General features: G+C 59.5%; 8 protein-coding genes. All 8 read right to left on the bottom strand.

Annotated features, from left to right (window positions below; genetic code table 11):
• A partial coding sequence (tssM, locus tag K0F75_RS18510) for a type VI secretion system membrane subunit TssM (RefSeq protein WP_219063410.1) occupies positions 1 to 3,094 on the bottom strand: 3,094 nt, incomplete at its 3' end.
• Complete coding sequence (icmH, locus tag K0F75_RS18505) at positions 3,091 to 3,987, bottom strand: type IVB secretion system protein IcmH/DotU (RefSeq protein ID WP_219063409.1); 897 nt, start codon at positions 3,985 to 3,987, stop codon at positions 3,091 to 3,093. The genes tssM and icmH, both read right to left, overlap by 4 nt.
• Positions 3,984 to 5,315, bottom strand: a complete 1,332-nt coding sequence (gene tssK, locus K0F75_RS18500; protein ID WP_219063408.1) for a type VI secretion system baseplate subunit TssK — start codon at positions 5,313 to 5,315, stop codon at positions 3,984 to 3,986. Before tssK ends, icmH begins: the two co-directional genes overlap by 4 nt.
• 2 nt (positions 5,316 to 5,317) lie before the next feature.
• Complete coding sequence (tssJ, locus tag K0F75_RS18495) at positions 5,318 to 5,818, bottom strand: type VI secretion system lipoprotein TssJ (protein WP_219063407.1); 501 nt, start codon at positions 5,816 to 5,818, stop codon at positions 5,318 to 5,320.
• Between the two features lie 5 nt (positions 5,819 to 5,823).
• Positions 5,824 to 7,005, bottom strand: a complete 1,182-nt coding sequence (gene tagH, locus K0F75_RS18490) for a type VI secretion system-associated FHA domain protein TagH (RefSeq protein WP_219063406.1) — start codon at positions 7,003 to 7,005, stop codon at positions 5,824 to 5,826.
• A 19-nt stretch (positions 7,006 to 7,024) separates the two neighbouring features.
• Positions 7,025 to 7,165, bottom strand: a complete 141-nt coding sequence (locus K0F75_RS18485) for a type VI secretion protein (protein WP_219063405.1) — start codon at positions 7,163 to 7,165, stop codon at positions 7,025 to 7,027.
• 78 nt (positions 7,166 to 7,243) lie between these two features.
• Positions 7,244 to 8,749: a sigma 54-interacting transcriptional regulator gene (locus K0F75_RS18480; protein ID WP_257604432.1), complete on the bottom strand. Its 1,506-nt coding sequence runs from the start codon at positions 8,747 to 8,749 to the stop codon at positions 7,244 to 7,246.
• 22 nt (positions 8,750 to 8,771) lie between these two features.
• Entirely contained in the window at positions 8,772 to 11,390 is a 2,619-nt protein-coding gene (gene tssH, locus K0F75_RS18475; RefSeq protein WP_219063416.1) for a type VI secretion system ATPase TssH, read from the bottom strand.
• Positions 11,391 to 11,393: the final 3 nt, after the last annotated feature.

Raw genomic sequence — 11,393 nt, 5'->3', positions numbered from 1 at the left:
TCTGCGCAAAGAAGCTTTGGCGAATGACCTGCACGTGGCCCATTTGCGTCAGGTACAAGCGCGACATCGGCAAGCTGCGGCCGTCGATGCTGCGCAAGCGGTAGTTGCCCGCAGTGCCACTGACGAAGGGCCGCATGTAGGTGTCAAAGAACCGATCCGCCACGCCCTGCGCTTTGAAGAACTCGCGGAAATCGCTGATGGCGACGTCGCTGGTGCTGTGGGCATTGAACGGGTAGCGCTGGTGCAGGCCCTTGCTGTAGAACGCATGCAGTTCGCTCTGATAACGCTGATTCAGGTACTGATAGGCATCGTTGAGCACCAGCATCCAGGTGTCTTCGGCCAGCACGTCCAGCCAGCCACTGACGGGGCGTGGCAAGCGGCTGGTTGCACCGCGCAGGCTGTTCAGCGCATCACGCTGGCCGTTCATGCGCAGTTTCGCCATTTCGTAAGCCGCCTGTTCCGGCTGACTGGAACGCGCCAGGCTCGCGACCTGTAATTGCAGGTCGTTGAGCGCTTGCAAGGTCGGCATCAGCTCTGCCGCCGGACCGTTGTTGGCGTCCAGCAGTTGATGCAGCGGTTCGAAACGACGCTGCATGGATTTCTTTGCAGTGTCCGGCAGACTTTTGGCGAGTGCGCCTTGCGCCTTACCCGCTGCCGCAGCGGCGACTTTACCTACAGCGCCTAATTTGCCGCCCGCATCGCCGACCGCTTCGGCCAGTTGCTCGGTACTTTCGCTGAGGTCCGGGAAACGGGTGTTGTCGCGCACTTCCACCAACAGTTGCAGCAGCGGTGAATTGGCGGCGGTCAGGCCGGCGAGCTGGCTAGCGCCCTCACCCGCGCTGCTGAACGGTTGCAAGCCCAACTGGCCGATGGCTTCGCCCCAATGGTTGGCGTAGTCGCGGAAATACAGCTGCTCCAGCTCGACCATCAAGCGGCGCAAGTCCATGCCGCTGATGCCGGTGCTTTCACCCAGTACCCAGTTATCACGCAGGATTTCGTTCACCAGACTCGCACCCTGGGTGGTGAAAAATTGCTGAGAACCGCGTTGGGTATAGAAGCCAGGAATCAGGTAATCGGTGCCGCTGAACAACGCGCCTTGTGGGCCGAGGTGCTGGCTGAGGCGGTATTCCGGCAAGCTGTTGGCTTGTTCACGCAGGGCGCGATACACCACGGCGGATTGCGATTCGGCCCTCAGGACCTGACGTGCCTGGGCCACCAAACCATCGTTAAGTGGATAGACAAACCCGTGTGTGAGCAGACGATTGAAATGCTCGTTCAAGCCGTTCTGCACCGGGGTGTTGCCGATGTAGCGCAGCGACCAATCGGCTGCGACCCACTCCTTGAGCCAGGTCGAATCCCGGCGCTCGGTGAGGTTGAGCATCAGGTAGGCGCGCAGGCTGCCCAAGAGCCGCTCGCGATCATTCATGTTGGCGCGCACATGCGCTTCAAGGGTGCGGGCGACGCGTGGCAACAGTTGTTCTTTCAATTCACGCTGATAAGCATCGTCGAGCACCGGGTAACTCGGCTCGCCCTGATAAAGCCCGTTGCGTTCATGCAACTGCACATCACTGAGCGCAGGGAATACGCGGCTTGCGGCGTAGCCCGTGTCCAACAGCTGAAGCGCGGCCATGGCGTCATCTTGAGGCGCCAACTCGGCGTGCTGTTTGGTCAGGTTTTGCGCGAACTCACGCAGTTGCTCAAGACGGCTGTGGTTGGCAGAAAAGCCAAGGGCCCAGAGCAGGCCGAACACTCCCAGTGCAGAAAATGCCATCACGTACAACGCACGCTGCCCCCAATGGATACGGCGGCGCTCGCGCTTGTTGAGGCCCGCAAGTTCAGCTTCGGGGAAGATCACGTGGCTTAGCAGGTGATTGATGAAGCGGGCCGAGCCGGTGAACATCGGAAGGGCGGCTTCGCTTTTTTCAGCGCCCTTGAGCGGGACGCCTGACTGAGTGGCGCTGGTCAGGTAGAAGCCGCGAAGTCGGCTGGCACTTTGGTAGCGATTACCGCCCAATGTGTCGTTCACGAACTGGCACAAGCCTGGGCCAATCGCGCCCAACTTATGCGGGAAATCGAGAATAACGGCACTTCTCTCCGGCATGCGCTCCTGATGCATGCGCGGGATCACCTGGCTGTTGAGGCGTTGCAGCAACACTTCAAATTCCTGGCGCAATACCCTGAGATCATTGCCGTTCTGATCATCGGCAAAGCTTGCACCCAATACCTGATCGCTCTCCTGTTTTGTGAGCTGATCGAAAAACTCCTCGAAGCCCTCAATCTCATCAGTTTTGCTCAGCACCAGGTACACCGGCAGATCAACGCGTAACTGCTGACGAATATCCTTCAAGCGGTCGCGCAATGTCAGTGAGAGGTGTTTTAGATCATCCTGCCTGTCGGTTTTTTTGCGACCCAACAGCTCGGCTGGAACCGTAATAATGACCCCATTGAGCGGTCGGTTTCGACGCCGCGTGCGCAGCAGGCTGAGGAGGGTTTTCCAGGTGTGTCGATCGGCATCGTCCTTCGAATCCAGAACGGACCCACCGGTATCAATCAACACACCCTGTTCGCCGAAGTACCATTCGTAAAACGTTGGGCTCGGCTCTGCCTTGGTGTCGACGTCGTTGAGTGGAAACGCCAGACCCGAGCGCTTCAGCAGGCTGCTCTTGCCGCTCTGCTCCGGGCCGATCAACAAATACCACGGCAACTCGTTGCGCCAGCGCTCGCTGCGTCCGCGATACAGGCTGGCGGTTTTCAGGGTGCGAAGCGCTTTTTTGAACAGTTTGCGCAGGCGCTTATTTTTATCCGCGATGTCCTGCTCACGCTGCTGTCGGGCTTTGCCGTCTTCGCTTCCTTCGGCCTCCTGTTTACGCTGAGTGCTCCGCCAGCTTTCATAAACGACGAACAAACCCCACGCCAGACACAACGCGCTGATGCTCAGTAATCGAGCGCTCGCGTCTTCCCAGAACTTGTAATCGTCAACGGCCAGCAGCGGCCCCAAAAACCACACCGCAAGCGCGGCCAACAGCACCAGCAGCAGCGTCCAGACCCAGGTCTTTCCGAGGAAGGTCGCCAGCTTTTTAAAGAGTATTTTCATCGTGCATCCCTGTCCTGCAACGGCGATTGAGTCATTGCCGCATCAAGCTGACGGTAAGGTTCAAGAACGGTCTCGCGCTGTTCGCTCAGTACCCAGGCGAACCCGGAATACATGACCGCCAGACACATCAGGGTGAACAGGAGGACCAACCACCACGGGACGATGCGCACCAGATTCCGGCGCTTGTCCTGAAGGCCATGCCAATGGGGTGACAGCTCACGCGGGACGTCGCCGCGCAGGTGGCGAATGGTTCGGTAAACGCCATCGCGGATGTCTTCCAACTCGGCCTTTTCCTGGCCATCGACGCCGTATTTACCCCTGAATCCCAATGCCATACACAGGTACATCAGTTCAAGCAGGTGCAGGTGTTTGATCGGATTCATGCTATGGCTCGTCAATATCTCAAAGAACGTTTCACCTCCGGAGGTTTTATGATGTAGCGCGTTCAACAGCGTATTCTTGGACCAATTACTGGCCTTGCTCGCTTCGGTTTGCAGCACTGCTTCATCGACAAAGGTACAGAGCACATAGGACGCGTCATTCAGCAGATGACGCTCGGCGCCGAGCTTTTCCGCATGTGCTTGATACGCCCTTAGGTCAGTCAACAACGTGCTGTGCAGGATTTCGAGGTTGGCCTTCTTGTCGAGGTTTTTGAGCCCCGCAACGGCCGACAGCGCATGAGCGGCTGCGGCGACCAGCGGGTTGATACTCGCGCTGTAGGTGTCGAGCGAATGGCTTTGGGCGGATTGGTTTTTTTGGGCTTCCAGATCCTGGGCCCGGGTCGAAGCTGTCGCTCCCGTCAGAGGCTCCATGCCGGGCCCTGGGCCAGATCCACCGTTGTAAACAGTTAAATCATCCGCGCCGAGTTGTTTATCTGTCGTTAGATCACTCATTTCTTGATCGCCCAAAAATCGAGTTCAAGGGCTGCGATTTCGCTGGACACATGGAACGCAAAACCACCGGATTTCTTCAGTTGCGCCGATTCCTCGGTGTCCAGATCAAGAATGAAATAGGCCTTGTCGGCATGAAACGCGAGTTCCCGGGGGGCGACGGGCAGCGGTCTGAGCTTGAAGCCCGGCAGGTGTAGATTGACCAGATTGCGGATGGTTTCGACCGTGCCGATCTTGAGCTGGGCAGGCAGGCGATTGCGCAGTTCTTCAGCCGTGCAATGGGCGCTGGCTACCAGCACGAAGGTCGAGCTGTCGAAATGTTGATGGTCGGCGATTATCGCGACCTGAACACCGTAATCGCGGGCAGTGATCGGCAGCGGCGTCGCATGTTCTTCAAGCACCATCGCCATCAATTGGCGGAAAACATTCAACAGGGCTTCAAAGCTCAGGCTCAGATCGCTGTGTCTATAGTTGAGCGTCACGGGTACGCGCCTGTTAGCGCTGGCGAAAGTCGATAACTCACCCACCACCGTCAGTAGCGTGCGGTACAACTCCTCGGGGTGAACGTGTTGCAGATCTTTGTAATGAAGCAGGATCAACTGCGTGCGATTCATCATCTGCATCAGCATGAAATCACCCACCTCAGAGCCACCCATCTTGCCGTTGGAGCTCAGGCGCTCGGCCAAGGCCGCACAACGGGTGTCCACCAACCGGATCACTTCGTCCAAACGTCTCAGCAAATACTTCGAAGCCTTCGAATGAATGACCGTCGGTGAGTAACTGTCATTCATCGTGACCCCGCCATCCTCCGTGCAATCAGTGATCTCCCCCACCTTCAGCGTCACAAAGACCTGATCGCTCTGTTGCTCGCCCAGCAGCAAACAAAAATTCGGTCGGCCGCAGTGCACCTGACTTTCAATGCCCTCCCCGGCATTTGAATTGGCAATCGACTTGTCGTAGATGGTGTAGCGCGCCAGCACGTCTTTATCTTTCTCCTCTCGGGCTTCGATGTAGTTGCCCGTCATCAGTGGCAGCCCGAGGTAGACCGAGGTTTTGCCGATGTTGTGCGGCACTTGCACCATCAACGGCTCGATAAGACCCTCCAGGTTAAACAAGCTTCCGTCGGGGAGAATGCCGCTTGCGCGACTGAGTACCAGCTTGCCGATTTTTAAAGGTTCTACCTCGATCTCCAGCTCAAGAAACCCCCACATGTAACGCCCCAGCAACTGGGTGCGGGTTTTCATCTGGTTATCGTAATAACGGTCGTTGTGCTGGAAGTGTTGCGGGCGCAGAAGCATGCCTTCGCGCCAAATCACTTTATGGGCGTTCATGGTCAGTCTCCTGCCGTGGCGAGTGGATTAAGCGCGTTGTGGATACCGGCCTGATCCAGGCGCAGCTCGGCGTAGGTCCGCTCGGTCGGCGACAGCTGGATCACATAGCGCCATTTGGTTTCTGGCAGGTCACGATAGGCCGCCAGCACGCCGACATAGCGGCTGCCGCTGTCGACGCTGAGCTTGAGGTCGAGGCTTTCGCCCGGCCGTAACTCCAGCTCTTCACTGGCCACCCAATCGGGCGCCAACGATTCCTTGGGCCGTTCATACAAGCTGAAAAAATCGCCATTTTCGAACGCCACCGGGTTCTTCAACTCCAGCAAGCGCAGCACAATCGGCGAAGGTCGACCGTGGAGGTCGGGGTTGAGTCGGTCGCTGGCCGTCAGCTTCAAATCGAGCTTGGTCAGTTTGGAATACGGCGACAGCGTCGAGCACCCCGCCAGCAGCAACAGGATGGCGATGGCGCCCAGGGTTTTGAAACGGGACATATTCAAGCCGGACATCTGCATCATCCTTGGTAATCGGTGTGGAGGCTGTCGACCAGCCGGACCTGTTCTTCGTAGGCGTGGGCAAAGTCGCGCGCCAGCAGGCGTTCGCTCCAGTCATCGTCCTGGCTCAATGCCTGGTGATAACGGCCATACGCGCGCCACTGGCTGCCAGCAGTTGCAAACAGCGGGTTGTGTCCATCACGTTCGAAACGCAGGGTCAGGTGCTGCGGCGCGAAATGCTCCAGAGTGCTGCGCAGGGCCGCGCGGCTGGCGCTGAGCAAGGCCACCTGGTGCGCTTGCAGGTCATGGAACGTCCTGCTGATCGCCTGTTCCGCGCTTAACTGAGGTTTGCTGGCGAGCAGCAAACTGTTCACGGCTTCGCTGGCGCTCACGGCATGCTTGAGCGGGTTTTTGTGGATGTACTGCCCAGTGGTCAGTGCCAGGCGCAGTTCGTTTTTCAGCTCACTGCGGGTGCGCAAACTCTGCTGCAAGCCACCGATGCACTGTTTGAACAAACGGGCGGTGTTGACCGCCAAGGCTTCTCTGCCCTCAGGGTCCAGATCGTCGATGTCGATGCCTAGCGCCTGGGCAAATTGTTGCCAGAACACTTCGCCCTGATGTGCGGGGGGTGCCGGTGGCGGCTCGGGGATGGGCTCAGCAGTTGGCGTCGGCGCCACCAACGTAGGGGTCCGCACGTGCTCCCTCTCGATGGGCGCGTAGTCCGCGCACTGCTGCGATTCTGGCGCAGGCATGCTCGAAGCGAAGGGTTGATCCACAGAAGCCATTGGCATCTGCCCGAAATAGGCATCCTCGGGAATGGTCATCCGGTTGCCCGAGGGTGGTGTCGGAGTGCTGACCTCGGCGGCAGGCTCGACGGAATCGCGCAGCACCTGCGCCCGGACTTCAAAGCGGCCCATCTGATACACACCACCGTCTACGATGCGCAGCTCATCCCCGCGCGTCATCCGCTCGCCAGTGGTGTTGTCCCAGGTACCATTGGTGCTGAGATCGGTCAGGCAAAAATGGCTGCCGCAATAGCTGACCAGCGCGTGTCGGCGAGACACTTGGCTGGTGGAGTCGATAATCAGCCAGTCGGCGTTCCCTCTGCGGCCAATCGAACCGCCCGCCACCGTGAACACTTTGCGGTTCACCTGCGAAGGGTCCGACTGTTCGCTGTTTAGTATTTCCAGAACCAGTTCCATCGTGCTGCTCTCCTTGCGGTCACTTGCCGCGATTGACCACATGCGGGTCACCCAGGGGACGATAGGTGTCGTCGTTGAATTTGTAGTTGCCGCTACAGCCGCCAAGGGCGCTTGAAATGAGCAGCGCCAGCAAGACAGCCGGCCAGTGACGAACGGACATCAGAGGGTCTCCATGAGTGAGTGCAGGCAATGCTGCAAGGAACGGGATGGGTGCAAAAACGGGATCGACATGCGCGGCTCAACTCCCCACATCGCAAGCGCGGATATTCAAACGAGCCATGCGATACAGCAGGGTGCGACGTGGCAGTCCCAATTGGCGGGCGGCGATGGTTTGATTGCCATCGGTCTTGCGCAGGCAATCGAGCAACAGACCGCGTTCGATCTGCCCCAGGCGTGCGCGCAGGTTCAGCCCACCGTCAGCCGGCTCTGGCGCACGCCGCAGGGCAAAGTGCTCGGGCAGTAACTCATCGCCTTCGCACAGCAGAATGGCGCGCTCGACGAGCCCCTTCAGTTCGCGGACATTGCCGGGGAAGGCGTAGCCGCACAGGTGGTCGAGCGCGGCGTCGGACCAGTCCAACTGATCGAGCTTGAGAAAGGTGCAGGCCTGACGGGCGAAATGCCGCGCAAGGTCCAACGCGTCACCGCCACGGTCCCGAAGCGCTGGCAGCTCGATGGGAAATTGCGCCAAGCGGTAATACAGGTCTTCGCGAAAGCGACCATCGGCCACCCGGGCAATAAGGTCGCAATGAGTCGCGGCGATGATGCGCACGTCGATTTTGTGCGTGTCGTTGGAACCCAACGGGCGGATCTCGCCTTCTTGCAGCACACGCAAAAGCTTCGCTTGCAGCGACAGGGGCATGTCGCCAATCTCATCGAGCAACAGGGTCCCGCCATCAGCCGCATCGAACAGGCCCACGCGGTCACGGTCAGCACCGGTGAAAGCACCTTTGCGGTAACCGAACAGCTCGCTTTCCAGCAAGCTCTCAGGAAACGCCGCGCAATTCTGCACAATGAATGCTTTGGAACTCCGCGACCCGCTGTCATGAATAGCGCGCGCCACGACCTCCTTGCCGGTGCCGGTTTCGCCCATGAGCAGCACGGTATAAGGGTTGTTCAGCACCTTGCTGATCAGCTTGCAGGTCTGGCGCATGGCCGGACTTTTACCGATCAGTCCGAAGCCACTGGCGACCGGCACCACGTCGACCGACGAAGGCGACGCGCCGGGTGATCGGCGCGATGGCTGCAGCAGGCGCATCTGCCCGAGGGCGAACGAACCCAGTTGCCCCAGCGAATCGGCGAATCCCGCGAGTTCGCGATGGTCACGACTCGCGCAGACCAACAAACCACGGACGGCCTTGTGTTGATCGAGCAGTGGCACGCACAGCAGTGATTTCCAAGGCTTTGCGCCCGGTGGCAGAAAACCGGTCTCGTGCAGGCTGGCATTCAACTCGCACAGGCTGAGCACTTTGTTTTGGCACAGCGCGTATTGCAGCAGCTGCTCGCCATCGTAATCCGCAGGCAGGCTTGTGGCGGCTCTTGGCTGTAAAAGTCCCTGCCAATATTCGGCATTCAGAACGAGCCGGGTATGCGTGGCATCCAGCAGATACAACTGACTGAGTTCACACGCGCTGAGCTCGGCGGACGCACGCACGAAATCGCCCAGCAAGGTCGCCCCATCGTCAGCCCGGGACAGCTGGGTAAACTGCGCCAACAGCGCCTGAGCGAAACGCAAGGGTTGCGGCACCTATGTGAACATCACGCCCACCTCACGCAAACTCGCACACGACAGCACCGTGACCATCGAGGGTCGCGTGCACCCGCTTGAGTGATTCCCCTGCGGCCATGGCGTCGAGCAGGCGGTCGGCAATCAATGGCAGCACGTGGGAATCGAGCAAGTAGTCGATCAGGCGCGCGCCACTGTCGCTCTGGGTACAGCGCTCGGCCAGATGATCGACCAGCGCCTGACAGTGGCTGAAATCCAGTCGGCGTCGCGTCAGACGCTCGGCCAGACGTTGCAGCTTGATCTCGATCAGTTCGCGCAATACCGGGCCACTGACCGGGTAGTAAGGCACCACTCGCATCCGCGCCAGCAGTGCCGGTTTGAAGTGCTGGCTGAGCACCGGGCGAATCGCCTCTTCCAGCGCTTCGGCAGTGGGACGATTGCCGTTGCTGCAGAGCGCATTGATACGCTCGCTGGCCAGGTTCGAGGTCATCAGGATCAACGTGTTGCGGAAGTCGATTTCACGCCCCTCGCCATCATTGGCGATGCCCTTGTCGAATATTTGGTAAAACAGATTCAGGACGTCGGGATCGGCTTTTTCGACCTCGTCGAGCAGCACCACCGAGTACGGCTTCTGCCGAACGGCTTCGGTTAGCATGCCGCCTTCGCCATAACCGACATAGCCAGGTGGCGCACCGATCAAGCGGGAAACGGTGTGTTTCTCCTGAAATTCAGACATGTTGATGGTGGTGAGAAAACGCTCACCGCCGTATAGCAGGTCCGCCAGCACCAGCGCGGTTTCGGTTTTACCCACGCCGCTAGGACCGACCAACAGGAAGACCCCGACCGGTGCATCCGGTTTGTTCAGCCCGGCTGCGGTAGCGCGCATCGAACGATCCAGTGCATGCACCGCCTGCTCTTGCCCCCGAATCCGCGCGCGCAAATCGGTGGCAAAGCTGGCAACCCTGGCGTTGTGTTCACGCGCCAGCTGCGCCAAAGGCACGCCCGTCCAGGCGCTGATCACTTCGGCAACCTGGCGCGGGCACACCTCAAAACTCACCAGTCGTTCCAGCGCTTGCGCCTCAATCAGCGTGCGATGGGTTGCCTGCAATTCGGCTTCGAGGGCCGCTATACCGGAGGCTGCATCCTCAGTGGTTGCACCGACGTCATCGCTTTCCACGGCACGCGCCAGCGCCAACTGCTGACGCAACTCAAGCAGGCGCTCAGCGAGTTGCCGTTGTTCGCCCCAGTTTTTTTCCAGCGCTTGTTGTTCGTGCTCGGCCTCTTCAAGGCGCTCTTCCAATACGCTCAGTGCGTCTTGATCAATCAGCAGTCCTGCCTCGGCATCGCGACGCAACGCAATGCGTTGGCGCCCTCCTTCGGCCAACTCGCTGCGCACCTTCTCCAGACATTCCGGCGCGGCGGCGAGGCTGATGCGCACCCTGGCACACGCGGTGTCGAGCACATCAACAGCCTTGTCCGGCAGCAGTCGTCCCGAGAGATAACGCGCCGACAATTCGGCCGCAGCCACGACCGCATCGTCACGCAGATAGATGCCGTGGCTCTTTTCATAAATCGGCGCCAGGCCACGCAGAATAGTGATTGCCTCACTGACCGTCGGCTCATGCAGCCGTACCGGCTGGAAACGTCGCGCCAATGCCGGGTCTTTTTCAAAATACTTTTTGTACTCGGCCCAGGTGGTCGCGGCGATGGTGCGTAACTCACCACGGGCCAGCGCCGGCTTGAGCAGGTTAGCGGCATCCGAGCCTCCCGCCTGGCCTCCCGCGCCGATCAAGGTGTGGGCCTCATCAATAAACAGGGTGATCGGTTTGGGTGATGCTTTGACTTCATCAATCACGCCTTTCAAGCGCCGTTCGAACTCACCTTTGACGCTGGCACCGGCTTGCAGCAAGCCCATGTCCAGCGACAGCAATTCGACGCCCTTGAGGGCCTGCGGCACTTCGCCCCGCGCAATGCGCAAGGCCAGCCCTTCAACGATGGCGGTTTTGCCGACCCCCGCTTCACCCACCACAATGGGGTTGTTTTTCCGCCGACGAGCCAGGATATCGATCATCTGGCGAATAGCCCCATCACGGCACAACACCGGATCGAGCTTGCCGTCACGGGCTTGCTGAGTCAGGTTGTGAGTGAAGCGTGCAAGCAGTGACTCACCTGTTACGGCGGGTTTACCGGCGGCGTCCGGCTCGGCTTTTTCTGACAACGCAAAGTCCCGCAGGCGATCACCGTCCAACGTGGCCAGCAGTGCCTGATAACGACTGCCGGCATAACGCATCGGGTTACGCAGCAGTGCCAGAATCAACGCGGCCTGCTCCACTTGGCTCTGGCCCAGCTCCAGATTGGCAACCAGTAAGGCGTCTTGCAGCCATTGCACCAATTCGGGCGCAAACACTGGATTGCGCGAAGCGCTGTGCTCGACTCGCGGTTGCAATGCAGCAGCCAGCTCACCGGCATCGACCTGTGCGTCCAACAGTGCCCGCGCCAACAACCCCTGCGGCCGTTCAAGCAGCGCCAGCAGCAGGTCTTCGACCAGAATCATGCTGCCGCCACGGGCCACACAACGCTCGGCAGAACCTTCCAGATCGCGGCGGGTTTCGGCGTCCAACGCCTGGATAAGTTGTTGCAGGTCTACGTTGATCATAATCAGGCG

Origin of the sequence: Pseudomonas sp. UMAB-08 (assembly GCF_900095225.1) — a bacterium.
In the GTDB taxonomy this organism is placed as follows: domain Bacteria; phylum Pseudomonadota; class Gammaproteobacteria; order Pseudomonadales; family Pseudomonadaceae; genus Aquipseudomonas.
This window is presented reverse-complemented; position numbering and strand designations above follow the sequence as displayed.

Excerpts from the sequence above, each read along its gene's own strand:
- tssJ (WP_219063407.1), bottom strand. The coding sequence starts at position 5,818 with ATGTCCGGCTTGAATATGTCCCGTTTCAAAACCCTGGGCGCCATCGCC.
- tagH (WP_219063406.1), bottom strand. The coding sequence starts at position 7,005 with ATGGAACTGGTTCTGGAAATACTAAACAGCGAACAGTCGGACCCTTCG.
- icmH (WP_219063409.1), bottom strand. The coding sequence starts at position 3,987 with ATGAGTGATCTAACGACAGATAAACAACTCGGCGCGGATGATTTAACT.
- K0F75_RS18485 (WP_219063405.1), bottom strand. The coding sequence starts at position 7,165 with ATGTCCGTTCGTCACTGGCCGGCTGTCTTGCTGGCGCTGCTCATTTCA.
- tssK (WP_219063408.1), bottom strand. The coding sequence starts at position 5,315 with ATGAACGCCCATAAAGTGATTTGGCGCGAAGGCATGCTTCTGCGCCCG.